The 25,926-nt window shown below is 74.2% G+C and carries 18 protein-coding genes; 8 read left to right on the top strand and 10 right to left on the bottom strand.

Going from position 1 to position 25,926, the window contains the following annotated elements; all coding sequences use genetic code 11:
• Nucleotides 1-13: 13 nt before the first annotated feature.
• The 5 genes from FH609_RS03430 to FH609_RS03410 all read right to left on the bottom strand — a co-directional run bounded on the left by FH609_RS03430 (nucleotide 14) and on the right by FH609_RS03410 (nucleotide 5,816).
• Complete coding sequence (locus tag FH609_RS03430; protein WP_139673780.1) at nucleotides 14-685, bottom strand: histidine phosphatase family protein; 672 nt, start codon at nucleotides 683-685, stop codon at nucleotides 14-16.
• Nucleotides 682-1,731 carry an NAD(P)-dependent oxidoreductase gene (locus FH609_RS03425; protein ID WP_226961365.1) on the bottom strand — a complete coding sequence of 350 codons (1,050 nt, stop codon included), beginning with the start codon at nucleotides 1,729-1,731 and terminating at the stop codon, nucleotides 682-684. Before FH609_RS03425 ends, FH609_RS03430 begins: the two co-directional genes overlap by 4 nt.
• A gap of 53 nt (nucleotides 1,732-1,784) precedes the next feature.
• Complete coding sequence (locus tag FH609_RS03420; protein ID WP_193318087.1) at nucleotides 1,785-3,263, bottom strand: FGGY-family carbohydrate kinase; 1,479 nt, start codon at nucleotides 3,261-3,263, stop codon at nucleotides 1,785-1,787.
• Nucleotides 3,256-4,749, bottom strand: a complete 1,494-nt coding sequence (locus FH609_RS03415; RefSeq protein WP_139673774.1) for an FGGY-family carbohydrate kinase — start codon at nucleotides 4,747-4,749, stop codon at nucleotides 3,256-3,258. The genes FH609_RS03420 and FH609_RS03415 overlap by 8 nt, the downstream gene beginning before the upstream one ends.
• A gap of 263 nt (nucleotides 4,750-5,012) precedes the next feature.
• Nucleotides 5,013-5,816 (bottom strand): DeoR/GlpR family DNA-binding transcription regulator, encoded by an 804-nt coding sequence (locus tag FH609_RS03410; protein ID WP_226961364.1) that lies wholly within the window; start codon nucleotides 5,814-5,816, stop codon nucleotides 5,013-5,015.
• Nucleotides 5,817-5,982: 166 nt separating this feature from the next.
• Here FH609_RS03410 and FH609_RS03405 point away from each other — a divergent pair, with 166 nt between their 5' ends.
• The 4 genes from FH609_RS03405 to FH609_RS03390 all read left to right on the top strand — a co-directional run bounded on the left by FH609_RS03405 (nucleotide 5,983) and on the right by FH609_RS03390 (nucleotide 13,333).
• Nucleotides 5,983-6,927: a quinone oxidoreductase family protein gene (locus FH609_RS03405; RefSeq protein ID WP_139673771.1), complete on the top strand. Its 945-nt coding sequence runs from the start codon at nucleotides 5,983-5,985 to the stop codon at nucleotides 6,925-6,927.
• 118 nt (nucleotides 6,928-7,045) lie between these two features.
• Nucleotides 7,046-8,395 carry a family 43 glycosylhydrolase gene (locus FH609_RS03400; protein WP_139673768.1) on the top strand — a complete coding sequence of 450 codons (1,350 nt, stop codon included), beginning with the start codon at nucleotides 7,046-7,048 and terminating at the stop codon, nucleotides 8,393-8,395.
• Between the two features lie 112 nt (nucleotides 8,396-8,507).
• Nucleotides 8,508-13,022 carry a DUF6531 domain-containing protein gene (locus tag FH609_RS03395; RefSeq protein WP_139673765.1) on the top strand — a complete coding sequence of 1,505 codons (4,515 nt, stop codon included), beginning with the start codon at nucleotides 8,508-8,510 and terminating at the stop codon, nucleotides 13,020-13,022.
• A complete protein-coding gene (locus FH609_RS03390; protein WP_139673762.1) occupies nucleotides 13,019-13,333 on the top strand; it encodes a hypothetical protein in 315 nt (104 codons plus the stop codon). The genes FH609_RS03395 and FH609_RS03390 overlap by 4 nt, the downstream gene beginning before the upstream one ends.
• A 75-nt stretch (nucleotides 13,334-13,408) precedes the next feature.
• On the opposite strand, the gene FH609_RS03385 is transcribed toward FH609_RS03390, so the two are convergent.
• The gene (locus FH609_RS03385) at nucleotides 13,409-15,703 is read right to left on the bottom strand and encodes a glycoside hydrolase family 3 N-terminal domain-containing protein (RefSeq protein WP_139673759.1); all 2,295 of its coding nucleotides are present in this window, start codon (nucleotides 15,701-15,703) and stop codon (nucleotides 13,409-13,411) included.
• 329 nt (nucleotides 15,704-16,032) lie between these two features.
• On the opposite strand from FH609_RS03385, the gene FH609_RS03380 reads away from it, so the two are divergent.
• A complete protein-coding gene (locus tag FH609_RS03380; protein WP_139673756.1) occupies nucleotides 16,033-16,653 on the top strand; it encodes a TetR/AcrR family transcriptional regulator in 621 nt (206 codons plus the stop codon).
• Between the two features lie 73 nt (nucleotides 16,654-16,726).
• On the opposite strand, the gene FH609_RS03375 is transcribed toward FH609_RS03380, so the two are convergent.
• Entirely contained in the window at nucleotides 16,727-17,053 is a 327-nt protein-coding gene (locus FH609_RS03375) for a DUF4333 domain-containing protein (protein ID WP_139673752.1), read from the bottom strand.
• A 299-nt stretch (nucleotides 17,054-17,352) separates the two neighbouring features.
• Here FH609_RS03375 and meaB point away from each other — a divergent pair, with 299 nt between their 5' ends.
• A complete protein-coding gene (gene meaB, locus FH609_RS03370) occupies nucleotides 17,353-18,408 on the top strand; it encodes a methylmalonyl Co-A mutase-associated GTPase MeaB (protein ID WP_139673749.1) in 1,056 nt (351 codons plus the stop codon).
• Between the two features lie 141 nt (nucleotides 18,409-18,549).
• Entirely contained in the window at nucleotides 18,550-19,746 is a 1,197-nt protein-coding gene (locus tag FH609_RS03365; RefSeq protein ID WP_139673747.1) for a lactonase family protein, read from the top strand.
• A gap of 115 nt (nucleotides 19,747-19,861) precedes the next feature.
• Here FH609_RS03365 and FH609_RS03360 read toward each other — a convergent pair whose 3' ends face one another.
• Entirely contained in the window at nucleotides 19,862-22,303 is a 2,442-nt protein-coding gene (locus FH609_RS03360; protein WP_139673744.1) for a glycosyl hydrolase family 95 catalytic domain-containing protein, read from the bottom strand.
• A 196-nt stretch (nucleotides 22,304-22,499) separates the two neighbouring features.
• Nucleotides 22,500-23,249, bottom strand: a complete 750-nt coding sequence (locus FH609_RS03355) for a B3/4 domain-containing protein (RefSeq protein ID WP_139673742.1) — start codon at nucleotides 23,247-23,249, stop codon at nucleotides 22,500-22,502.
• 525 nt (nucleotides 23,250-23,774) lie between these two features.
• On the opposite strand from FH609_RS03355, the gene FH609_RS03350 reads away from it, so the two are divergent.
• Nucleotides 23,775-25,019, top strand: coding sequence for a Cmx/CmrA family chloramphenicol efflux MFS transporter (locus FH609_RS03350; protein ID WP_139673860.1), 1,245 nt, complete (start codon nucleotides 23,775-23,777; stop codon nucleotides 25,017-25,019).
• 1 nt (nucleotide 25,020) lies between these two features.
• Here the strand turns inward: FH609_RS03350 and FH609_RS03345 are convergent, their stop codons facing one another.
• A complete protein-coding gene (locus FH609_RS03345) occupies nucleotides 25,021-25,740 on the bottom strand; it encodes a tryptophan 2,3-dioxygenase family protein (RefSeq protein ID WP_139673740.1) in 720 nt (239 codons plus the stop codon).
• Nucleotides 25,741-25,926 lie beyond the last annotated feature (186 nt).

Below are 25,926 nucleotides of genomic sequence, written 5' to 3'. Positions count from 1 at the left end.
CCTTATCTACGGCTCAGCTACGGCTTGTCTGCGGTGTGTCTGCGGTTCGGGCCGGCAGGGTGCGGTTCAGCGACAGCAGGGCGGCCGGGTGCGAGGGGTCGGCGGGCAGCCGGAGTTCGGTGACCGCGACGTTCTCCAGCCGGGGGAAGGTCCGCCGGTAGTGCGCGACCGGCAGACCCAGCAGGGAGCACAGCGCCAGGCGGAGCCCGGTGCTGTGCCCGACGACCAACACGGTGTGTCCGGGGAGGCGTTCGGCGACGGCGCGCAGCGCGCCGCTGACCCGCGCGGCGGCCTCGGCGGGCGGCTCGGCCCCGGGGAACGGGTGGGCCACGGGGTCGGCGACGAAGCGGCGCACCAGCTCCGGGTCGGCCTCGGCGCGGGTGCGGCCCTCCAGCTCGCCGAAGTCCGCCTCACGCAGCTCGGGCACGGTCAGCAGCTCGACGCCCAGCGCCTCGGCGGCCGGGGTCGCGGTGCGCACGGCGCGGCGCAGCGGGGAGCTGACGACGGCGTCCACGCCGGCGGCGACCGCGCCGCGCGCCAACTCCTCGACCTGCCGCAGGCCGCGCTCGGTCAGGTCGGGGTCGCTGCGGGAGCCGGCGTAGCGGTTCTCGGCGTGCCAGACGGTCTCGGCGTGCCGGGCCAGCAGCAGCCGGGTTGTCGCGGCGGGCTCCGTTCCGCCCGTCATGACGCCTTCAGCACGGCCGGGTTGGCGCAGTGCAGCGGCGGCTCGCCGCGCAGCCAGCGGCCGGCCTCGGCGGCGACCATGGTGGCGGCGCGGCGGGCGGTGGCCCGGCTGGCGCCGGCCAGGTGCGGGCTGAGGACCACGTTAGGCGCGGTGCGCAGCGGGTGGTCGGCGGCCAGTGGCTCCTCGTCGAAGACGTCGAGCGCGGCGGCGAAGAGGTGCCCGACGGCAAGCGCGTCGGCGAGCGCGCCGTAGTCGAGGAGGCCGCCGCGCGCGCAGTTGACGAGGACGGAGCCCTGCGGCATGGCGGCGAGTTCGTCCGCGCCGATCAACCCGGCGGTCTCCTCGGTGAGTCGGGCGTGCAGCGAGACCACGGAGGAGGAGGCCAGCAGCTCGGGCAGCGAGACCAGGCGGGCGCCGGCCGGCAGCGCGGCCGGGTCGGCGTAGGGGTCGGCGACCAGCACGGTGGCGCCGAGCGCGAGGAGCGCCCTGGCGACCCGGCCGCCGATGGCGCCGCCGCCGACCAGGCCGACGGTGGAGCCGGCGATCTCCAGGCCGGTGGCCTGGTAGGCGTAGAAGCCGCTGTCCCAGCGGCCGGCGCGCATACTCTCCTGCGCCTGCGGGACGCGGCGCATCGCGGCGAGCATCAGCGCGAGGGTGTGCTCGGCGGTCGCCTCGGCGTTGCGCCCGGGCGCGAACGTGACCCGCACGCCGTGCTCGGTGGCGGCGGCGAGGTTGGCGTTGACCGGGCCACCCCGGGAGACCGCGAAGAGTTCGAGCTCGGGGCAGGCGGCCAGCACCCGTTCGGTCAGCGGCGCCATCTGGGTCAGGCAGACCCGCGCCCCGGCGAGCGCCTCGATCATCGCGTCCTCACTGCCCGAGGCCTCGTCCACCTCGGCGACCTTGCCGAACGGGACGTGTGGCCAGGGCAGTTCGAGTTCGCGCACCTCCCAGGCGGACGGGCCGCTCTGCGCGTGGAGGGCCTCGACCAGCAGCCGGTTGAGCACGAAGTCGTCGCCGGCGAGCAGGACGGGGATCGGTTCGTTCACGGTCTGTTCGTTTCCTTTCGGCCCGCCGTGGGGCCCGGTGGGTGGGGTCGGCATCAGCTGGCCTCCTCGGCGAGGGCGGGGTCGAGCCAGCCTCGGCCGGCGAGTTCCTCGACGAAGGCGCGGTAGCCGGGCAGCAGGGCCTCGGTGCGCGCGGGGTCGGGGGTCAGGGTGCGGCGGACGCTGACGAGTCGGCGGGCCGCCGCCGGGAGGTCGCCGCCGATCGAGCCGGCCGCCAACACGGCCATGCCGAGGGCGGGTTCGGGGTTGACGGGCAGCCAGACGGGGACGCCGAGCAGGTCGCAGCGGAGCTGGTTCCACCAGTCGTTGCGGGCGGCGCCGCCGGTGAAGGCGACGGGGCCGCCGACGTCGCAGCCGGCGCGGGCCAGCAGCGCGAAGGAGAGCCGTTCGATGTGCGCGACGCCGGTGAGGACGGCGGCGAACGCGGTGGCCGGGTCGGTGTCCCCGAGGGCCAGCGGGCCGGCGCCGAGGAAGCCGCGCGCCTGCGGGGCGACGAACGGGAACCGTTCGCCCTGCCCGACCAGCGGATAGCAGACCGGCACGTCGGCGACCCCGGCGGCGGCCTCGGTCAGTTCGGCCAGCGCCGCCTGGTCGGCGTCGGGGAAGAGGGCACGCACCGCGCCCGCGCCGGTGGAGGAGGCACCGCCGGGCAGCCAGCGGTCACCGTGCGGGGCGCGGTGCGAGTAGACGGCGCCGGTGGGGTCGCGGGGCAGCCGGGCGCTGACGCCCTTGAGGGCGAGGGTGGTGCCCAGCACCGTGTTCCACTGGCCGATCTCCAGGGCGCCGGCGGCGAGTTGGGCGGCGCAGCCGTCGGTCATGCCGGCGACCACGGGGGTGCCGGCGGGCAGCCCGGTGGCGCGGGCGGCGGCCCGGCTCACGGTGCCCAGGACGGTGCCGGGGCGGACCACGTCGGGCAGGGTCGCGGGGTCGAGGCGGAGCCGGGCCAGCACCTCGTGCGGCCAGCGGGAGGCGAGCAGGTCGTAGCCGGTCTTCAGGGCGTGGCTGGAGTCACTGGCGACCCGGTGGCCGGTGAGGGCGGCGGCGACCACGTCGGGCTGGTGGGCCAGCCGCGCCTCGCCGTCGAGCAGGCCGCGTTCGTGCCACCACAGCAGCTTGGGCAGTGCCCAGGCCGGCTGCATCCGGTAGCCGAGGGTGGTCCACAGCTCGGCGCCGGCCCGCTGGGCGGGGGCGGCGAGTTCGGCGGCGCGGGTGTCGTCGTACATCACGCCGGGGGTGCGGGGGGTGCCGTCGGGGTCGGTGAGCAGCACGGTGCCCGAGGTGGCGCAGACGGCGAGGGCGCCGACGGGGCGTCCGGCGAGCGCGTCGGAGACCTCGGTCAGGGCCTCGGCGGTCAGCCGCCACCAGTCGGCCGGGTCCTGCTCGTGCCGGGGCCCGTCGCGCCGGCCGGTCAACGGGCGGGCGGCGGCGGCGCGTTGGCGGCCGGTCGCGTCGACGGCCAGCGCGCGGACGCTCTGGGTGCCGAGGTCGACGCCGATCCACACGGGCTCAGCCATGGTCCCGCCAACCGGCCCAGCGGCTCGCCGTCAGGTCCCTGGTGGCGAGGAACTCGGCGTGCTCGGCCTCGTGGAACGCGCGGGTGGCGGCGTCGGGTTCGCGGCGGGCGCTCGGCCTGACCAGGGCGCGGGCGGCGGCGGTGAGGTCGGGGTGGTCGCCGAGGAGGGTGCTGGCGAAGAGCAGCGCGCCCTTGGCGCCGACCTGGCTGTCCTCGGTGCGGACGGCGGGCACGCCGGTGATGTCGGCGATGAGTTGGCACCACAGGTCGCTGGCGGCGCCGCCGCCGCACAGGCCCAGCTCGACGGGGCGGTGCGGGGCGGCGTCCAGGCAGTCCCTGATGACGTGGGCGAGTCCTTCGAGGACGGCCCTGGCCAGGTGTTCCCTGCCATGGGTGAAGAGCGCGCCGGTGACCAGGCCGCTGGCGGCCGGGTCGAGGAACGGGGCGCGTTCGCCGGCGGGCGAGAGGTAGGGCAGCACCCGCAGGCCCTCGGCGCCGGCCGGGACGCGGGCGGCGAGTTCGGTCAGCTCGGCGTGGTCGCGCAGGCCGAGCAGGGCGACCAGCCAGTCGAGCACCCCGGTGCCGGCGAGCGTGGGGAAGGCGCGGACCAGCCGGCCCGGCACGCCGAAGTCCAGGGTGAGCCCCGCGGGTTGGCCCCCGGTGTCGGGGCGCTCGATCAGGACCTCGGTGCACAGGGTGGTGCCCAGCACGCAGGTCGCCTGTCCTGGCTCGGTGGCGCCGACGCCGAGCGCGGTGGAGACGATGTCGTAGGGCGCGAGGACGACGGGCGTGCCGGCGGGCAGGCCGAGTCGCTCGGCGGCCTCGGCCGTGACCTCGGCGACCCGGCTCTCTTCGGTGAGCAACGGGGGCAGCAGCCGGCGGTGTTGGCCCAGTCCGTAGGCGTCGAGGAGGTCGTCGGAGTAGGCGCCGGCGTGGATGTCCAGCCAGGGCGCGGACGCCTCGGAGGGGTCGATGCCCAACACGCCGGTCAGGCGCAGGAAGAGCCAGCCGCCGCAGGTGAGCACGGAGTGCGCGGCGTCCAGCGTCCCGGGCTCCTCGTCGGCGAGGTGGCGCAGCACCGCGTTGGGCAGGCCGGCGTTGGTGAGCGAGCCGTTGACCCGGTAGGCGGCCTCCAGCACGCCGTCCTCGGCCCAGCGGGTGACGGTGTCGGCGGCGCGGCCGTCGTTCCACAGCACGGCGGGGCGGACCGGGCGGTGGGCGGCGTCGACGAGCCAGGCGCCGTCGCCCTGGGCGGTCAGGGCGAGGAACCGCACCGGGGCGCCGGCGCGTTGGACGGCCTCCCGCACGGTGGCGACGACCGCGTGCCAGACCTCGTCCATGTCCTGCTCGGCGCGCTCGCGCCGGGGGTGGGCGACGGCGGTGTCCCGCCGGGTCACCACGCGTTCCCTTCCGTCGGCGTCGAAGACCACCGCCTTGATCACGGTGGTGCCCGCGTCCACGCACACCGCGACCGGTCCGTCCGACATCACCGTCTCGTGCCCCTTCCGTGGTGGTTCCCGTTCGGGCCCGTCCGGGCGCCGGCACCCGTCCCGGCCCCGAGCCCGAAGTGAGGCGTATTACAGGCAGGGCTCCAGAATTTCGCAACTTTTAACATTGATCTTGGTCCCGATCCGGGACCGGCTCGCGTCCGGGATCGCGAAAAGCCAGGTGGCAGGGCATGGTGGGAGATCTACCCCGGTGGGCTCACCGGATTAACTTCACATGACTTAGCAGTGCACGGTCGGTGCGTTCAGGTGCGCACCACGTCGACCCGGGCGCCGCGCGCCCGCAGCCCACGGACCGTCAGGGCGTCCGTGCCGTCGTCCACCACCACCCGGTCCAGGTCGGCTATGCCGACCAGCCGGTGCTGGGCGCGGCGGTCGAACTTGGTGTGGTCGATCATCGCGACCGTTCGCCCGGCCGAGGCGATCAGCGCCCGCCGGGTGATCATCGTGCCCAGCGACTGGAGGTAGCAGAAGCCGTCGGCGACCGCCGTGGTGGACAGGAAGAGCACGTCGGGCCGCAGCTCGGACGCGGCCTCGGCGGTGGCCCGGCCCAGGAACGAGTCGTAGGCCGCGTCGTAGCGCCCGCCCAGCCCGATCAGCTCGATGCCCGGCTGGGCGGCCAACGCCCGTATCACCGGCAGGAAGTGGGTGACCACGGTCAACGGCGCCCGCTGCGGCAGCAGCCTGGCCAGCACCAGCGAGGTGGTCGAGTCGTCCAGGGCGACGACCTGCCCGGACTCCACCTCGGTCGCCAACACCTCGTGCGCGATGGCCGACTTGGCCTCGACCTGGGCCTGCATCCGGTGTTCCAGGTCGCCGTGGAAGGTGGTGGTCGGCGCGCTGGTCGCCCCGCCGCGCACCTTGTGGAGGTAACCGCGCTTCTCCAACTCGTCCAGATCCCGGTGCACGGTCATGATGCTGACGCCGAACTCCTTGGCCAACTCGTCCACCCGGACGAACCCGGCCTCCGCCACCCGCCGCCGCATCGCCACCCGGCGCAGCTCGGGGTTGCGACGGGCACCCTCGGCGGCAAAGGGATCACTGACCACCTCCCCAGCATCGCACGCCGCCCCGAGCGCACCGGCCGCCACCAGCGCATGAACACCCACAGTGACAGTGCGATGACTTATGGTGTGCGACAGGGTGTCGACCAGGAGGTCGAACGCCGAACGCCGATCGCCGGGTGACCAGTTCACCGGAGTACAAGGGGGCATCATGCGCGCCGTCGTCATGGAGAGGTTCGGAGGGCCCGAGGTGCTGCGGGTGACGCGGGTGCCCGAGCCCCGGCCGAGCCCGACGCACGAGCTGGTCGAGGTCACCCGCGCCGGGGTGAACTGGACGGACGTGCACGCCCGGGTCAACTCCCCGCTCGCGCCCGTGGAGTTGCCGCACGTCCCCGGCACCGAGGTGGTCGGCAGGACGCCCGAGGGGCGGCGGGTCGTCGGCCTCACCCTCGGCGGCGGCTACGCGGAGCGCGCGCTGGTGGACCGACGCATGACCTGGGAGGTGCCGGACGACATCAGCGACGACGAGGCGATGCCGCTGCCGCTCCAGGGGCAGGCCGCCTGGCACCTGCTCTTCACGGTGGCCCGCATCCGGGCGGGGCAACGGGTGTTGGTGCCGGCGGCGGCCGGCGCGCTCGGCTCGATGGCGGTGCAGCTCGCGACGGAGGCAGGGGCCAGGGTGATCGCGCTGGCCAGCACGGAGGAGCGGCGGCAGCTGGCGCTCTCGCTGGGTGCCGAGGTCGCGGTGGACTCCGCCGCCGAGGGGCTGGCCGACCGGGTGTGCGACGCGGCGGGCGGCCCGGTGGAAGTGGCGCTGGAGATGACGGGCGGCCCGGTGCTGCACGAGACGATCGCGGCGCTGGCGCCGCGCGGGCGGCTGGTGATCTACGGCTGCGTGGGCGGGGTGCCCACGGACCTGCCGACGCGCACGCTGATGGAGCGTTCGGTCACGGTCTCCACGTTCTGGCTGCCGCACCTGCGAGAGGCCGGCGACGCCCTGCCGACCAGCATGGCCGGCCTCTTCGAGGCAGTGCGCCGGGGCGTCCTGCGCCCGATGAACGGCGGGGTCTACCCGCTGGCCGAGGCCGCCGCCGCGCACCGGGCGCTGACCGGCCGCACCCACCTGGGCAAGTTGGCGCTCGACCCGTCCCGTTGACGCGCGGCGGCGCGGCGCGTCGACGGGATCGCGGCCCAACCCCTGTGGCGGAAGGCCGGATTGGGCTATGACTGGAGCGGTGTAGACCATTACCGTCTCCCAGCCGAGAGGTTCCCCCATGCGTCACACGAGACTCGTGCTGGTGGGGGTGGTGGCCGCGTTGACCGCGCTGCTGCCGCTCTCCCCCGCCGCCGGGACGTCGTCGCCCGCCTCGCCCGAGCCGGCCGAAGGAGGGGTGTCGGCGGCGGCGGTGGCCCCGCGCCTCGCCATCGACGACGACTTCCCCGACCCCGAGGTGATCGTCGTCGGCGACACCTACCACGCCTACTCGACCAGTTCACGCCACGGCCGCGTGCCGCACGCCACCGCGCCGGGCCCGGACGGGCCGTGGACGATCCGCGGCGACGTGCTGCCCGACAAGCCCGCCTGGACCGGCGACGGCGGCTTCTGGGCGCCGGACGTCTCCCAACGGGCCGACGGCCGGTACCTGATGTACTTCACCGGGCCCGACACCGCCTCGGGCCGGATGTGCCTGGGCGCGGCGCTCGCCGACAGCCCCGACGGGCCGTTCCTGGCCACCTCGGACCGGCCGCTGGTCTGCGACCCGGGCGAGGGCGGCGACATCGACCCGTCGAGCTTCGTCGACTCCGACGGCAGCCGGTACCTGCTCTACAAGAACGACGGCAACGCGATCGGCCAGCCGACCATCATCTGGCTCCAGCGCGTCGAGGCCGACGGGATCACTTTCGTCGGCGGCCGCACCGAGCTGCTGCGGAACAACCTGCCGTCCGAGGACGGCGTCATCGAGGCCCCGGTGCTGGTCAAGCGGGCCTCGCACTATGTGCTGTTCTACTCGGCCGGCGTGTACACCACGCCCAACTACCAGACCAGCTACGCCACCTCGGCGTCCCTCACCGGCCCCTACACCCGCGCCTACCGGCCGCTGATGACGACCGCCAGCCTGGACGGCGCGGTCAGCGGGCCCGGCGGGGCTGACATCGGGGACGGCCGCATCTTCTTCCACGGCGCCCTCCCGGCAGGCGGGCGCGGTCTGTACGTGGCCGACCTCGGCTGGGACAACGACTACCCGGTGGTGCGCGGCAGCCGCGTCCGCCACGAGGCGGAGCGCGGCACGCTCAACAACGCGAGCGTGCGGCAGACCGGCACCGCCTCCCAGGGCGCGGTGGCCGCCGGCATCGACTTCGCCGACAGCTGGGTCGACATCCGCGTCTTCGCCGCCAGCGCCGGCCCGCACACCCTGCACATCGGCTACGCGGCCGGCTACGGCGAGGCCCAACACGCCCTGTCCGTCAACGGCCAGCCGGCGGGCACGGTGACCTACCCGGACCGGGGCTGGGAGAACTGGACGGAGGTGTCCGTCGACGTCGACCTGACGGCGGGCGCCAACACGATCCGCCTGGGGCACCTCAGCCGCTGGGCCGAACTGGACTACGTCGAGGTGTCGTAGCCCCCGGCCTCGCGGGCGCGGTGACGGGCCCTCAGCCCACCGCAACCGTGTCGCCCTCCCCGTCGTCTTCTCCGGTACCTGGTGCCCCGTGCGACGACCTGGGGAGGGCGACATGGCACGAGCATCCGACTGGTCGCCGGTGGACATGGACCGGGACCCGACTCCGGGGGACCCGGACGAGGTCCGCGAACTCGCCGACGATCTCCAGGAGTTCGCCGACGACGTGGGCGAAGCGCTGGGGAAGATCCGGGGTCTGGCGTCCGAGCGCGCGGTGTTGGACTGGGCCGGGCTGTCGGCCGACGCGTTCCGTTCCGAGTTCGAGGGCGTGCCGGACAACCTGACGAAGCTGGAGGACTCCTACAGCCTCTGCTCCCAGGCCCTGCACGCCTACTGGCCCAAGCTCCAGACCGCCCAGGGGATGGCCGACCGGGCGTTGGACCGGGCGATCTCCGCCCAGGCCGATCTCGCCTCGGCCCAGTCCGCGTTGGGGGACGCGACGGACTGGGTGGGCCGGGCCGGCGAGGAGGCCGAACGGCTCCAGCGCGAGGGCGAACGCGACAACGTCGAGCCGCCGGACGAGAACGACGTCCGCGCGGCGGCCCGCGACCAACAGGCCGCCGAGGCCGCCGCAGGCGCCGCCCGGTCCCGGGTCAACGACGCCGAGGAACGCCTGGCCGCCGCCCGCCAACTCGCCCTCGACGCCCAGGAGATGCGCGAGGAAGCCGCCCGCGTCTGCGCCCAGGGCATCGAGGAAGCCTCCGACGCCGGCATCCAGAACCGCAAGTGGTGGCAGAAGGCCATCAAGTGGGTCACCGACAACTGGGACACCATCGTCGCCGTCTGCAAGGTCATCGTCGCCGTCCTCGGCATCGTCGTCATGATCATCGGCGGACCGCTCGCCTGGGTCGTCCTCGCCGCCGCCCTCGTCGTCCTCGCCGACACCCTCATCAAATACGCCAGGGGAGAAGCCGGCCTCCTCGACGTCGCGTTCGCCGCACTCGACTGCATCCCCGGCATGAAGGGCCTCACCACCCTCGGCGGACTCGCGCGCGGCCTGCGCGGCGGACTCTCCGCCGCGAGAACCGGACTGCGCGGCCTGGCGGACGGCGTGCGCGGCCTGGCGACCCGTGGGCGCGATCTCATCAGGGACGGCATGGAGTCCGCGTACTCCCGCGTCCGGGACCTCGTCAGGAGCGGCCGCACCGACCCCGTTGACCTCGCGACCGGACGGGTCTACCTGCCGCAGACCGATGTGGAGCTTCCGGGCGTGCTACCCCTGGCCTTCACACGTCGCGCCGAATCCGGCTACACGGTGGGCCGGTGGTTCGGCCGCACCTGGACGTCTCTCGTGGACCAGCGCCTCGAACTCGACCGCGAGGGCATCGTGTTCCTGACCGAGGACGGCATGGTGCTCGCCTATCCGCATCCCGAGCGCCCGGGTGTGCCCGTGTATCCGGAGAGCGGCCCGCGCCATCCCCTGGTGGCGCTGAAGGAGAGCGGCTACCGCCTGACCGACCTCACCTCCGGGATCAGCCGCCACTTCGCCCCACGCGACGAGCGGGACGAGGCACGCTTCCTCGGCCTGCGGGACCGCAACGGGAACACCGTCTCCGTCGACTACGCCGAGGACGGCAGAACGCCCACGGCCATCCGGCACTCCGGCGGTTACACGCTCCGCCTGACCACCGAGGGCGACCGTGTGACGGGGCTGTGGCTCGCCAGCGGCGAGGCGGAGGAGACGGACCTCCTCCTGCGGCGCTTCGGCTATGACCTCTTCGGGAACCTCGTCGAGGTGACCAACTCCCACGGTGCGGTCACCCGGTTCGGCTATGACGAGTACCGCCGCCTCACCTCCTGGACGGACTCGAACGGCGTCTCCTACCACTACTCCTTTGACGAGGCACACCGGTGCGTCGCCGAGGGCGGCTCGGCCGGGCATCTGGCCGTCACCTTCCGCTACGACGAGGAGTCGCCGGAGTGGCCCGGGGCGCGCGTCACCTCCGTGACCACCGCCGAGGGGGCCACCAGCCGCTCCGTGGTGAACGAGGCGCACCAGATCGTGGCGGAGGTGGACCCACTGGGCAACACCGTGCGCTTCGAGTGGGACCAGCACCACCATCTGCTGGCCGCGACCGACGCGTTGGGCCACACCACTCGGTTCACGCTGGACGCGGACGGCCGGCCGGTGTCCGTCCACTACCCGGACGGCGGCGTGGCCCGGTACGCCTACCAGGAGCACGGGCTGCCGACCACCATGACGCTGCCGGACGGTTCGACCTGGCGCCGGGAGTACGACGCCCGGGGCAACTGCGTGGCGGTCGTGGACCCGGCCGGCGCGGCCACCCGGTACGCCTTCGACGAGCGTGGCAGCCTCACCGCGGTGACGGACGCGCTAGGCGCCACCACCCGCGTGGAGTGCGATGACGCCGGCCTGCCCGTCGCCCTGGTCGATCCTCGGGGCAGCCGGCTGACCCGGGAGCGCGACGCCCTGGGCCGCATCGTGAAGACCACCGATCCCCTGGGCGGAGTCACCCGGCTGTGGTGGTCGGCGGAAGGCCGCGTGCTGCGCAGCGTGGACGCGGACGGCGCCGAGCAGATCTGGGAGTACGACGGGGAGGGCAACTGCCTGCGCCACACCACCGCGCACGGCGCGGTCACCCGGTTCGCGTACGGGCCGTTCGACTTGATCACCGAGCGCGTCAACGCCGACGGCGCGCGGTATCTCTTCGAGCACGACGCCTCACTGCGGCTGACCAGGGTGACCGACCCGCGCGGCCTGACCTGGGACTACGCCTACGACACCGCCGGCAGGCTGGTCGCCGAGTCCGACTTCGACGACCGGGTGGTGCGCTACCAGTGGGATGACGCCGGGCGGCTGACGCGACGGGTCAACCCTGCGGGGCAGACCGTCAGTTACTCCTACGACGCCCTGGGGCGGCTGGCCGCCAAGGACGTCGACGGCGTGGTGACCACCTACGGAAGGGACGCCGTCGGCGCCCTGACCCATGCCTCAGGGGCGGGCGTCGAGCACGTCTGGGAACGGGACGCGGCGGGCCGCGTCGTCGGCCAGACCATCAACGGTCAGTCCCTGTCCTTCCGCCTCGACGCCGCCGGCAACCGCCTGGGGCGCCTCACCCCGGCGGGTGTCCCCACCCGCTACGCCTACGACGGCGCGGGGTTGTTGAGCGAACTGGACGTCGACGGGCATCGTCTGAGCTTCGCGCACGATGCCGCCGGCCGCGAGATCACCCGCCGCGTCGGCGACGCGCTGACTCTGACCCGGGACTGGGACCCGGCGGGGCGACTGACGCGGGAGACCGTGGCGCACGACGGGAACTCCCTCCTCGACCGCGCCTACTCCTACCGCGCCGACGGTCACCCCGAGACCTGCGAGGACGCGGCGCGCGGCGTCCGGCGCTACGTGCTGGACGCCGTGGGGCGCGTCACCGGGGTCGGCGCGCCGGGTTGGCAGGAGAACTACGCCCACGACGCGGCGGGCAACCAGACGGCCGCGACCTGGCCCGCCCGTTTCGCCGGCTCCGAGTTTCTGGGCGAGCGCGACTACGCCGGCACCCGTCTGGTGCGGGCCGGCGCGATCCACTACGAGCACGACGCGGCGGGCCGCGTGGTGCTGAGGCGTCGCAGGAGGCTTTCCCGCAACCCGGACATCTGGCGTTACACCTGGGACGCGGAGGACCGACTGACCTCGCTCACCACCCCCGACGGCACCGTGTGGCGCTATCTGTACGACGGCTTCGGCCGGCGGGTCGCCAAGCGGCGCATGGCGGCGGACGGCGAGACCGTGCTGAGCGAGACGCGTTACACCTGGGACGGCGGTGTCCTGGTGGAACAGCACACGACCGGCCGGGGGCAGGGCTCCGGGACGGTGCTGACGTGGGAGCACGACGGTCTCCGCCCCCTCACCCAGACGGAGCGGCTGACCGACGCCGCCACCCAACGGGTCGTCGACGCGCGCTTCTTCGCCATCGTCACCGATCTGGTGGGCGCCCCCACCGAGTTGGTCGACGAGGAGGGCCACACGGCGTGGAGCGCGCGGTCCACCGCCTGGGGCCTGACCGCGTGGCGGCCCGGGGCGACCGGGATGACCCCGCTGCGCTTCCCCGGCCAGTACCACGATCCGGAGAGCGGCCTTCACTACAACGTCAACCGCTACTACGACCCGCACACCGCCCGTTACGCCAGTCAGGACCCGCTGGGGCTGCTGCCGGGGCTCAACCCAGGCAGCTATGTCCCCAACCCGCAGGTCGAGGCCGACCCCCTGGGCCTGGCCGCCTACGACATCCCCTGGTCGAGTGGACGCGTCTCACGCGCCGCGCGGAACCTGGAGAACGGCGCCACCGGCGTCACCATGGGCAGCCGCAGCGAGGTGGAAGAGCTGTTCCTCGGCGTCTACCAGGGGCAGGGCTACCGCAACGCCACGGGCTTCGACGGGCCGGGAACCCGACAGTACTTCGGCGAGAAACGCGGCACCTATCATTGGGACGACCAACTCGGCGAGGACGGCCGGGTCCTCGGCCACGGTCCCGGCAACCGGGACGGCGATCTTCCTCACCTACAGATCCACACCTTCGAAGGGCCCATCGTCCGCATCTTCTGGACACCATGACCATGCGCATCGCAGCACGGAACCGCCTGACCATGCTCGGAGGCGCGCTCGCCGCCCGCAGGGAGCCGGAGTCGGCCGGCCACTACTCCTGGGTGTGGGTGATCCCGCTGCCCGGGGGCGGCTACCGCGTGCGCACCTTCGAGGTGGCGTCGGAGCTAGTGGACGAGGACGTCTCCTTCTTCGACGAGGACATGCGGATCGTGGGCGACGAGCGGGTCATGTCCCTCGACGACATCGACGGGGCCGTCGCGCGGGTCGGCGTGGACCCCAAAGCGCTCGACGCCCCCTGGAAGTGCGACTTCCCGCTCTGAGACGCCGCCGCGCGACGACCCGTGGGGCCGCGCCGGCCGGCGCGGCCCCCGGGGGGTGGCCCCGTGGCCTCCGGCTCAGCCCTTGATCGTGAAGCCCGCGCGGAGCAGCGCCTCGTCGCGGGACGACGGCCCGACGAGGAGTTCGAACGCGCCGGGCTCGACGACCCGGTTGCCCGCCGCGTCGACCAAGGTGCAGTCGGCGGCGGCCAGTTCGAGGGACACCGTGACGGTCTCGCCCGGCGCGAGCCGCACCTGGCGGTAGCCCTTCAGCTCCTTGGCGGCCCAGGTCACCGAGGTGACCGTGTCGCTGACGTAGAGCTGCACGGTCTCCAGCGCCGGCCGCTCCCCCGTGTTGGCCAGGGTGACCCGGGCGCGCACCGTGTCCTCGGCCTCCAGGACGGGGGTGAGCACCTCCAGGTCCCGGTACTCGACGGTGGTGTAGCTCAGCCCCTCGCCGAAGGCGAACGCCGGCGACTGGGTGAGGTCCGCGTAGCGCGTGCCGTGTTGGCCGCGCACCTGGTTGTAGTAGGTCGGCTGCTGCCCGGCGTGCCGGGCGAAGGACAGCGGCAGCCGCCCCGTCGGCTCGATCAGCCCCAGCAGCAGTTCGGCCAGGGCCCGCCCGCCGCGCATCCCCGGGTTGAACGCGTAGACCACGGCCGCCGCGTTCAACGCCGACGGCGGCAGCACCAGCGGCTTGGAGCTGAGCAGCACCACCACCAGCGGCTTGCCCGTCGCGGCCAGCGCGTCCAGCAACGCGACCTGCCCGCCGACCAGTTCGAGCGTCGCCGTGGAGCGGGACTCGCCGACCAGCTCGATCCGGTCGCCGACGACCGCCACCACATGGTCCGCCGCCTCGGCCGCCGCCACCGCCTCGGCGATCAGCGCCTCGTCGGGCTCGGCGGGGATCACCACGTCGGGCCTGGGCTGCCCGTCGGGGAAGAACTCCCCCTCCGGGTCCGGCCCGACGGTGAGGATCTCCGCGCCCCGCGCGTGGGTGACCGTCCACCCCTCGGGCGCGACCGCCCGGAAGCCGTCCAGCACGGTCTCGGTCATCTCGCGCGGGTGGCCGTCGGGCAGCAGCCAGTCGGTCTGCCCGGAGGCGCCGGCCCAGTCGCCGAGTTGGGTGTGCGGGTCGTCCACGTTGGGCCCGACCAGCGCCACGGTGCGGGGCGCGGCGTCGTCCCCGGCGACGGCGCGGCCGTCGGCGCCCGCGCTGAACCCGCCGCCCAGCGGCAGGGTCCCGTCGTTGCGCAGCAGCACCAGCGAGCGGCGCGCGACCTCCAGGTTCAGCTCGGCGTGCGCGGCGGAGCCGACGACGGCGGCCTGCCGCTCGGGGTCGGGGTGGCGCGGGTTCTCGAAGAGGCCCAGCTCGAACTTGAGGGTGAGCACGCGGCGCACGGCGGCGTCGATGTCGGCCTCGTCCAACGTGCCCTCGGCGACGGCCTGGAGCGCGCCCTCGAAGAACTGCGGGGTGGTCATCACCACGTCGTTGCCGGCGCGCACCGCCTTGGCCGCCGCCTCGGTGTAGTCGGCGCAGACCAGCTGCTCCCACACCATGCGGCCGACGTTGTCCCAGTCGGTGACGAGGGTGCCGGTGTAGCCCCACTCGCCGCGCAGCACGTCGTTGAGCAGCCAGTCGTTGACGGTGATCGGGACGCCGTCGATGGACTGGTAGCCCAGCATGAAGCTGCGGCAGCCCTCGCGGGCGACCCGCTCGAAGGGCGGCAGGAACCAGGAGCGCAGCTTGCGTCTGCTGAGGTCGGCCTCGCTGGCGTCCCGCCCGCCCTGGGTCTCGGAGTAGCCGGCGAAGTGCTTGGCGGTGGCCAGGATCGCGGTCGGGTCGGTCAGCCCCTCGCCCTGGTAGCCCCTGACCATCGCGGAGGCCAACTCGCCGATCAGGAACGGGTCCTCGCCGAACGTCTCGCTCACCCGGCCCCAGCGCAGGTCGCGGGTGATGCACAGCACCGGCGAGAACGTCCAGTGGATGCCGGTGGCCGCCACCTCGACGGCGGTCGCCCGCGCCACGCGCTCCACCAGCTCCGGGTCCCAGGTGGCGGCCATGCCCAGCTGGGTCGGGTAGATGGTGGCGCCCTTCCAGAACGAGTGCCCGTGGATGCAGTCCTCGGCCACCAGCAGCGGGATGCCGAGCCTGGTCCGGGAGACCAACGCGTTGGCCTCGTCGATCCGTTCCGGCGAGGTGTGCAGGATGGAACCCACGTGCAGCTCGCGCACCAGGTGGTCGACGCCGTCCATGCCGGACAGCTGGAGCATCTGCCCCACCTTCTCCGGCAGGGTCATCCGCCCGATCAGGTCGGCGACGCGCTCGGACACGGGCAGCGCTGGATCGAGGTAGGGCAGAGGGGAGTTCACGGGGTTCCTTTCCCGAGGTGTCACAGGGAGGGCGCGTGGGTGCGCGGGTTCACCGCGCGGGGGTGGCGGGGGCCGTCGGCGGGTGGCCGCGTCCCACGCCTGGTCGGGACAACGGTCGGTGGCCGGCTCGGCCGCCGGGCCTTGCCCCCCGCCCGCACCCCGTCGTGCGGGCGCCACGCGTGGTGCTGTGGGCAGGGACCACAATGACTCCGGATTCGCTCAGGGGGACAACCGCGCTGGTGAGGCGCTCTTCACGACGCTAGCACTGAAAACATCCGGATGGAGGTTTTACTGGTTCCGGGACTGCTTCCGGTACTACTGTGCTCCGCATGACGAAGCCGCCAGCGCCCGCCGACGGATCGCCGCGCCGTGGCCCCTATGCCAAGGGGGTCGAGCGCCGCAGGGAGATCCTGGACCGGGCGATCGAGGTGTTCGCCGAGCGCGGCTCCGAGGGCACCTCGCTGCGCGCGATCGGCGACGCCATCGGCGTCTCGCACGCCGCGCTGCGGCACTACTTCGCGTCGAGGGAACAACTGCTGCTGGAGGTCTACCGGTTCGCCGAGCGCCGCACCGAGGAGCGCGACCCGGAGCCGCCGGGCGGCTCGGTGGTGGGGATGATGACGCACGCGGCGCGGCGGAACCGGGCGGTGCCCGGGCTGGTGCAGCTGTACTCGACGCTGCTGGCGCGGGCGTTGGAGGAGGACCACGAGGAGTCCAGGGAGTACTTCGCCGCCCGGTTCGACGGGCTGCGCGCGGAGTTGGCGGAGCGCGTGGAGTCCGGCCAGCTGCGCGGCGACATCCGCGCGGACATCTCGCCGCAGGCCGCCGCCGCGCTGGTGATCGCGGCCTCGGACGGGCTCCAGATGCAGTGGCTGCTCAACCCGTCGATCGACGTGGAGGCCACGCTGGCGCAGTTGGAGGAGCTGCTCGCCCCGGCGGAGAAGTGCTGAGCAGGAGTGCTGAGCGACGCGCATCCGCCGGGGCCGAAGCCGAGCTAGTCGGGGGAACCCGCCCGGGGGGCGGTCACTCTTTGGGGGACTCGTCGACCTGGACGTCGAACTCGGCCTGGTCGCCGTCCACCTCGGTCGTGGTGACGGTCGCGCCGTAGGTCAGGTCGCCCGAGGTGAGTTCGCAGCGGATCTCGGCCCCGACCTCGGCCGGCAGGTCCTCGGGGCAGGTGAAGTCGTCGGGGGCGACGCCCACCGCCTCCTCCAGCTGCGCGCTGGCCTGCTCGGCGACGTCGTCCTTCTTGATGACGGGGTCGCCGCCGGAGCAGCCGGTGGCGAGGAGCAGCGGCAGCGCGCCCAGCGCCGCACAGGCGAGAACGCGGCTCGGCCGTATCCGTCTCATGAGTGACCTCCTGGTGGTGGGAAACTCCCCGTGGGAACGGGGGAACCGGGGGCGGAACAGGGGGTGGGGCACCTCGATGTGCCAACGCACCGGGACGACGCGCGCCCTGCACAGGGACAGCGATGCGCGCGCCGTGGTTCCGTGAACGAGGAGAAACTGTACGGTCTCCGCCGCCGGTGAACATCCGGGGGCGACGCCCGGCGCCGCTCAAGGGGGATGATCTACCATGCGCGCATGGCCCAAGCCACCGACGCTCCTCCCGTCCGCGCGCTGGCCGTCGACGTGACGGGCCGCCCGTCATGACGCCGCCGTCACAGCCTCACTCGCCCCGCACGCCGCCCGCGCCCGACGCCTATGTCAGGGGCGTGTTGGACGGCTCCCGCGCCTGGATCGCGCGGACCGTCACGCTGCTGGAGTCCCGCAGGCCCGACCACCAACGGCGCGCCCAGGAGGTGCTGTTGGGGCTGCTGCCGCACGCGGGGAACGCGCACCGCATCGGCATCACGGGGGTTCCCGGAGTCGGCAAGTCGACGTTCATCGACGCGTTCGGATCGTTGCTGACCGAGACCGGTCACCGGGTCGCGGTGCTGGCCGTCGACCCGTCCTCCACCCGCACCGGCGGCTCGATCCTGGGCGACAAGACGCGGATGGAGCGGCTGGCGGCCGACGAGCGGGCGTTCGTGCGCCCCTCGCCCAGCGCCGGGACGCTCGGCGGGGTGGCCAAGGCCACCCGGGAGGCCGTGGTGGTGATGGAGGCCGCCGGCTACGACGTGGTGTTGATCGAGACGGTGGGCGTGGGGCAGTCGGAGACCACGGTGGCCGAGATGGTGGACACCTTCCTGGTGCTGGCGCTGGCCAGGACCGGGGACCAGCTCCAGGGCATCAAGAAGGGCGTGCTGGAGCTGGCCGACGTGATCGCGGTCAACAAGGCGGACGGGCCGCACGAGCGGGAGGCGCGCAACGCGGCGCGCGAACTGCGGGGCGCGCTGCGGATGATGGAGCCGGTCGACCCGGACTGGACGCCCCCGGTGCTCACCTGTAGCGCGCGGGAGGGCAACGGCCTGGACGAGGTGTGGGAACGGGTGCGGCGGCACCGGCAGGTGCTGCGCGCCTCGGGCCGGCTGAAGGCCAGGCGCGACGACCAGCTGGTGCGCTGGACGTGGTCGATGGTGACCGACACGGTGCTCTCCCGACTGCACCAGCACCCGGGGGTGCGGGAGTTGGCGCCGCGCGTGGAGGCCGAGGTGCGCGCCGGGACGCTGACGGCGGCGCTGGCCGCGCAGCGGCTGGTGGCGGCGTTCACCGACGGCGCGGACGCCGGGCGCGAGGCGGAGCCGGCGGAACGGCGCGGCTGACGGCGGGCGGTGGTCGGTGGGCGGCGCGGCCCGGTTCCGGATGTGTGGGGTGGGCGCCAACCCCCTTCCCCGACGCGGCGGTTGGGCGGATGCTGTGACGCGCACCTTCCGACACATCCGTCACGACGAGGGAGTCAACCGATGCCCCCACCACCGGTGACCCGACGTACCGCGCTGACGCTGTTCGCGGCGGCGGCCGGCGGCGGCCTGACGTTCGCGGTCTCGGCCGCCAACGCCTCGACGCCGGCGCCGCGTTCCGTCGCGCCGCGCGGCGCCGCTCCGTTCGCCAACCCGGCGCGCTTCTACCTCGGCTCGGTCCAGCACGAGATCGGCGTGGCCACGGCCGACGCCGCCTCCGGCGCGCTGAGCCTGGACGCGCTGGTCGCCGACAGCCGTTCGTCGTTCCTGGCGCTCTCCCCCACCGCCGAGCGGCTCTACTCGGTCATCGGCGACGACGGCGGCCGGCTCGACGCGTTCACCCTGGACGAGGACGGGGCCGTGACCGGCCCGCTGGGCAGCGTCGGCGGCCTGGGCGACGGGCCGTGCCATGTGGCCGTCCACCCGGCCGGCGGCCATGTCTTCTCGGCCAACTACAACGACGGCACCGTGGCGGTCGTCGCCCTGCTCGACGACGGCGCGCCCGGCGAGGTGACCCAGGTCGTCCAGCACACCGGCTCCGGGCCCAACCCGGGCCGCCAGGAGGGGCCGCACGCCCACCAGGTGCTGCCCGACCCGGGCGGCGCGCGGCTGTTCGCCGTCGACCTGGGCAACGACTCGGTCTACGCCTACGCCTTCGACGCCGAGGCCGGCCAGCTCACCGAGGAGCACCAGTCGGCGATGCCGCCCGGCTCGGGCCCCCGGCACATGGTCTTCCACCCGGGCGGAGAAACGGCCTATGTGCTGGGCGAGTTGGACTCCACCCTGACGACCTGCGGCTATGACGCCGCCACCGGCGCCCTCACCCCGGGCGCGGTGGCCTCGCTGCTGCCGGACGGCGCGGACCCGGGCGGGAACACCGCCGCCGAGATCGTGGTCTCCGCCGACGGGCGCTTCGTCTACGCCTCCAACCGGGGCGACGACAGCATCGCGATCTTCTCCGTGGACGGCGCGGACGAGACCGAGCCGCGCCTGGTCGGCCACGTGGACAGCGGCGGGGCGACGCCGCGCCACATCAGCCTGGGCGCCGACGACGCCCACCTGTATGTCGCCAACCAGTCCACCGGCGTCGTGGTGGTCTTCGCGCGGGACGCGGAGACCGGCGGGCTGACCCCGACCGGGGAGCCGCTGCCGCTGCCCGGCGTGGAGTGCGTGCTGCCGGCCACCAGCGTGCTGGGCTGACGCCCGACCGCCCCACCGCCCGACCGCCCAACGCCGGGGCCCCGGCCGCCCGTCGAACGGGAACGCCCGTCGAACGGGAACGGCCGGGGCCACGGCGCGTTGTCCTGCCCGGGCGTCAGCGCGGGGTGAGGGTGTAGGAGCGGCCGGCGACGGCGGGCAGCTCCACGGAGCCGTCGGTGGCGTCGAGGGTGGTGAGCGTGCCGTCGGCGTCGGTGACCCGGCAGCCGGCGGCGACCAGGCCGCCGCGCACCCGGATCGTTCCCTCGTGGCCGGCCGTCAGCACCGCCCGGACGGGCTGTCCTTCGGCCCACTCGATGTCCACGGTGACGTCGCCGACCGCGCGCAGCCCGGTGACGGAGCCGTCGGGCCAGTCGCCGGGCAGCGCCGGCAGCAGCTCGACCTCGCCGTGATGGCTCTGCACCAGCATCTCGGCGATGCCGGAGGTGGCGCCGAAGTTGCCGTCGATCTGGAACGGCGGGTGGGTGTCCCACAGGTTGGGCAGCGTCGACTCCCGCAGCTGCTGGGCGAGCATCACATGCGCGTGGTCGCCGTCCCGCAGCCGCGCCCAGAAGTTGATCTTCCACGCCTTGCTCCAGCCGGTGCCGCCGTCGCCGCGCGCGTTCAGCGACACCTCGGCGGCGGCCGCCTCCGGGCTGCCGGGCGCGATCTGGTTGCCCGGGTGCAGGGCGTAGAGGTGGGAGACGTGGCGGTGGTCGTTGTTGGGGTCGTCGAGGTCCTCCTTCCACTCCTGGAGCTGCCCCCAGGACCCGATCCGCAGCCCCGGGTCCAACTGCTCCAGGGTGGCGGCGAGTTGGTCGCGCAGCTCGGGGTCGACGTCCAGGGTCTCGGCGGCGGCGAGGGTGTGGGTGAGGGCCTCGCGGACGATCTGCTGGGACATCGCGGCGCCGGCGGTGAAGTCGCCGTGCTCCGGCGAGTAGCTGGGGCTGACCACCAGCAGCCCGTCGCGCGGGTCGGTGTGCAGGTTGTCCAGCCAGAACTCGGCGACCTCCTTCAGGACCGGGTAGGCGGTGTCGGCGAGGAAGCCGGTGTCCCGGGTGAAGCGGTAGTGGTCCCACAGGTGCCGGGTGAGCCAGGCGCCGGCCTCCGGGAACCAGAACGAGGTGGCCCAGTCGTGCAGCCCCGTGAAGCCGTACGGGTTGGTCTCGTTGCCGACGACCCAGCCCCGGGACGCGAAGATCTGGGCGGCGGACTCGCGGCCGGGCGCGCGCAGGGCGTCGATGAACGCGTGCAGCGGCTCGGTGGTCTCGGCGAGGTTGGTGATGTGCGCCGGCCAGTAGTTCATCTGGAGGTTGATGTTGACGTGGTAGTCGGCCGACCACGGGGGCGCGGTGGACTCGTTCCAGACGCCCTGGAGGTTGGCGGGCAGCGAGCCGGGGCGGGAGGAAGCGATCAGCAGATAGCGGCCGTAGGCGAAGAACAGCGCCTCCAGCGCCCGGTCCGCCGGGGAGCCGCCCCCGCCGTAGGCGGCGAGCAGCGCGTCGGTTGGCTGGTCGGCGGGCATCTGCTGGCGGATGTCGAGCCTGACCCGGTCGAACAGGGCCTGGTGGTCGGCGAGATGGGCGGCCAGCAGCGCGTCGTAGCCCTGGGCGACCGCCGCGTCCACGGCCGAGGTCACGGCGTCGTGCGGGTCGGCGCCCCGGTAGTCGGGGTAGGTGTCGGCGTAGTCGGTGCCGGCGCCCAGCACGAACCAGGCGGCGTCGGCGCCGGTGACCGTCACCGAGCCGCCGCTCTCGCTGCGGCTGCCGCCCTCGGTCACCACCTGGATCTGGGCCTCGAAGACCAGGCCGTTGTCGGCGAGCGCACCACGCACGGTGATCCGTCCCTCGGCGGCGCTGACGTCCGTTCCGCCGTGCGGGCCGGTGTGGTTGAGGGTGAACGAGACCCGTCCGCCCTGGTCGGCCGAGATCCGGCCGACGATCACGCCGGCCGGGTGAGAGGCGAAGTACTCGCGGAGGTGGGTGGCCCCGCCCGCCTGGTAGGTGACCCGGGAGACGGCCTCGGCCAGGCTCAGCTCGCGCCGGTAGGCGTCGGGGTTCTCGGGGGTGTCGGGGAAGTCGAGGGTCAGCTCGCCGAAGGTCTGGTAGGCGCCGAACCCGGTCTTGGGCTGGCCGAGTTGGGCGACTACCTCCTCCGGGGTGGCGCGGCCGTTGGCGTCCAGGGCGGCGCGCACCGCGTCGATGGCGCCGGGGCGGGGCTCGCGCCAGTTGCCGAAGTCGTAGCCGGGCGATCCCGGGCCGCCGGTCCAGAGCGTCTTCTCGTTGAACTGGAGGCGTTCGGTGGCGACCGTGCCGTAGATCGCCGCGCCCAGCGCCCCGTTGCCGATGGGCAGCGTCTCGCTCTCCCAGACGCCGGCCGGCTGGGCGTACCAGAGCGTCAGCTCCGGCGTCGGCTCGGCCAGCGGCGCGCCGCCCGAGGCCCCGGCGCCGCGCTCCGACGCCGCCACCGTCCGGGCCAGCGGAACACCCGCGACCGTCATGGCCGCCGCACCTCCCATGGCTGTCTTGAGGGCGGTCCTGCGGTTGATCCCTTGCTTCATCGAGGGCCTCCTGAGGCCGACAGGGAAACGGATGCCAGGGCCTGGGTCAGGCTAGACATCCAATGACTCGCCGGCAAGGGAGGCGACAGGAACCGGTTACGCCGCCTCTGGGGCGCAACTGGCAGGTGATGGCGTGGTCTTACATGGGATGTGTGCGGGGTGTCGGGGCCCCGGGGTGGTTGGCCGGGCGGCGCGCTCAGTCCTCCTCAGGTCGCGGGCCGGTGACGACGCGGGTGGCGGTGCGCACCCCGGGGCTGGCCTCGGTCAGCCCGCGCACCAGCGCCTCGCCGGCGGCGGCGAGCGCCTCGTCGTCCATGGCACCGAGCGCGTCCAGCACGAAGAACGCGCGGGTGGTGGTGAGGGTCAGCTGGGTGCGGACGCACTGCCGCCAGTTCCAGCGGCGGCAGGTGACACCCAGGTCGTCCCGCCAGATCGGCTCGCCGGGCGCGGCCGTCTCCACCGCCGGCTCGCCGCCGGCCACGGTGGCGAACTCCTCGTCGCCCACGGCGCGTTCCAGCCGGGGCGCGCCCCGGTAGTGGTCGAGGTCCTCGCCGCCGAGGGGGACCGCGTGCGCGATCGAGACCGCGTTGTAGATGTCGGTGAGCCGGTTGATCCTCGGCAGCCCGGCCGGCACCCGGCGCAGCAGGGCGTCGGCGCTGGGGCGGGTGCGCTTGGGCTTCATCCCGGCGGCCTGGAACGCCTCGCGCCAGGCGCGGACATGCGGGTCGTCCTCGTAGGAGCCGCCGGCGTACCGCTCCGTCACCGTGCGCTCGGCCTCGGCGAGCAGCCGCTCGCTCACCTCGTCGCTCGGCCCGGGGACCAGGCCGTCGGCCACGATCAGCAGCGCGCGGTAGTCGGGGCGCAGGGCGGTGATCTCGGGCGCGACCGTGGCCTGGGCCAGCCAGTCGTCGAGGGCGGTGGAGGCGGGTGAGGCGGAGAGGGACATGTCACTCCAGGTGAGGGGGTCGAACGGCGGCCAGTGTAACGACGGGCACTGACACGGACGGCCGCCGTCCGGGAGGGGCGGGGGTGTGGGGCATGGGAGCGTGAGGGCGGCGTTAGGGTGGGCGGGTGTTCAGCCCGGAGTCAGACAGACCGTAGCCGCCGGTTCGCCGGTGGCCTCTCGCCGTTTCCGCCCGTTCGCGCCCGGGTGTCCCGCCGTGGTCGGGCCCGCCGCGACGGGAGTTGGGCACGCCATCGGACAGCCGGCCCGCGTCCCCGCGCGCGGCGCGCCGAACCGTTCCCCCTCGTGTCACCGTGACCGGTCCGGTCGGCAGCCGCCGCGCCTCTGATCCCTGTCGCCCGCGCGCCCCGTGCCGTCGTGCCGTGCCGTGCCGTGTGCCGTGTGCCGTGTGCCGTGCGCCGCGTGGCGACGTCCGACGTGGTTGCGGAGTTCTTGGTGTCTGCTTCGTCTTCTTCTGCCGATTCTTCTGCCGACCCCCGTGGCGGGCCCGCCACGGGGACCCGTTCCCTGCCGCCGGCCGTGTACCTGCTCGGCCTGGCGGTCTTCGCCCAGGGCACATCCGAGTTCATGCTCGCCGGGCTGGTGCCCGACATCGCCGCCGACCTGGCGGTCTCCGTCTCCGCCGCCGGGTCGCTGACCTCGGCGTTCGCGCTGGGCATGGTGGTGGGCGCGCCCACCATGGCGCTGCTCGGCGCGCGCTGGTCCCGGCGCGCGGCGCTGATGGGCTTTCTCGGTCTCTTTCTGCTGACCCATGTGGTGGGCGCGCTCACCACCGGCTATCCCGTGCTGCTGGCCTGCCGGGTGGTCGGCGCGTTGGCCAACGCCGGCTTCCTGGCGGTGGCGTTGGCCACCTCGGCCGCGCTGGCCGGGCCGAACGCCCGGGCCAGGGCGACGGCGGTGCTGCTGGGCGGGGTGACGCTCGCCTGTGTGGTCGGGGTGCCGGGCGGCGCCCTGTTGGGTCAACTCTGGGGCTGGCGCGCGGCGTTCTGGGCGGTCGCGCTGCTGTCGCTGCCGGCGCTGCTGGCCGTGCCGCGCTCCGTCCCGGCGGGCGCGCCGGAGCCCGCGCCGGGCGACGCCGGCGCGGCGGGGGGCGCGGAGGCGCGGGTTGGCGCCGGCGCGCGGGGCGAGCTGCGCGCGCTGCGGCGGCCGGCCACGCTGCTGGTGCTGGCCCTGGCGGCGCTGGTGAACGCGGCCACCTTCGGGACGTTCACCTATCTGGCACCGCTGGCGACCGAGGTCGCCGGGCTGGCGGAGGGCTGGGTGCCCGGGGTGCTGGCGCTGTTCGGGCTGGGCTCGTTCGCCGGCGTCACCCTTGCCGGGCGCGTCGCGGACGCCCGGCCGCTGCCGCTGCTGGTCGGGGGCGGCGCTGCGCTGCTGCTCGGCTGGCTGGCACTGGCCGCCGGCGCCGGCGCGCCGGGCGCGCTGCTGGGGCTGGTCCTTCTCCAGGGCGCGCTCTCGTTCGCGGTCGGCACCACCCTGATCGCGCTGGTGCTCTCCACGGCGAGCGGGGCGCCCCGGCTGGCCGGCGGCTTCGCGACGGCGGCGCTCAACGTGGGCGCGGCGCTGGGCCCCTGGGCCTGCGGGCTGGCGCTGGACGCGGGTTGGGGTCACCGGGCGCCGGTGTGGCTGAGCGCCGCGCTGGTCGCGGCGGCCCTGACGGTGGGCGCGTTGGGGCGGGAGGCGTTGCGCGCGGCGACCCCGCGCCGGGGCGCGCGCGGGCGCGATCCGGAAGGGCGCGCGCCGGTGGGCTGATTCAGTCCTGTGGCCAGGCGGCGGGGAAGAGCCGTCGCCTGGCCGCCCGCCAGAGGTAGTCGGCGCCCTCGGAACCGGCCGTTCCGGGGGCGCCCCCCAGGAACCGCTCGGCCAGCGCGGCGTGCCGGGCCCGCCACAGGGCGGCGGCCTCGTCGAACGAGAGCAGCGCGGCACGGACGCGTTCCACCAGCTCGGGCGGGTGGTCGCCCACGCGGTAGGCGTCGAACGACTCGGCCACCGAGGGCGCGGCGAGCCGGGCGCGCAGCCGATCGCGGTCGGCCTCGGTGAAGCCGCGCGTGCGCAGCAGCCGTTCGTCGCGCAGGCCGCAGAGGAACTCGACCTCGCGCCACTGCACGGACTGGAAGCCGCTGGTGTCGCCCAACTCGACGCGGATGCGGCCGAAGGCGTCGGGCGCGAGGGTGGCCAGGGCGTCGAACTGGCCGGTGAGCACGCGCATCACGGTGGGCAGCGGCTCGATCCGCCGGAGCGCCGTCCCGCCGTCGCCGTCGCGCAGCGCCCGCCCGGCGATCTCCAGGTGGCGGAGCAGGACGGCGAACCATATCTCGCAGGACTGGTGGGTGGCGAGGAACAGCGTGCGGTCCACGTCGTCCTCGTGGACCCTGGCCACGGCGAGCAGTTCGTCCAGCCGCAGGATCTGTCCGTAGCTGAGCGGTGGTTCGGCGAGCGGGTCGGTGCGGGCGCCGGCGTCGTTGACGGTCATCCGTCCAGCATCGCACCGATGAGCGGGTGGGGCCCCAGGTGTGCGGGCGGACTCCCGCGTGACGGGGCGGGTGTGACGCGAGGGGCGCTCGCGCGGCGTCACGCGCGCCGGCGTGCGCGATGATGGCCGCCGGCGCGGGGTCGTGAGGAACGCGGGCCGCCTGGGACGCGGGGCGCCTGGCGCGCC

Origin of the sequence: Streptomyces sp. 3MP-14 (assembly GCF_006334905.2) — a bacterium.
Classification (GTDB): domain Bacteria; phylum Actinomycetota; class Actinomycetes; order Streptomycetales; family Streptomycetaceae; genus Streptomyces; species Streptomyces triticirhizae.
The sequence above is the reverse complement of the archived record's forward strand: the minus strand, read 5'-3'. Positions and strand labels throughout refer to the sequence as shown.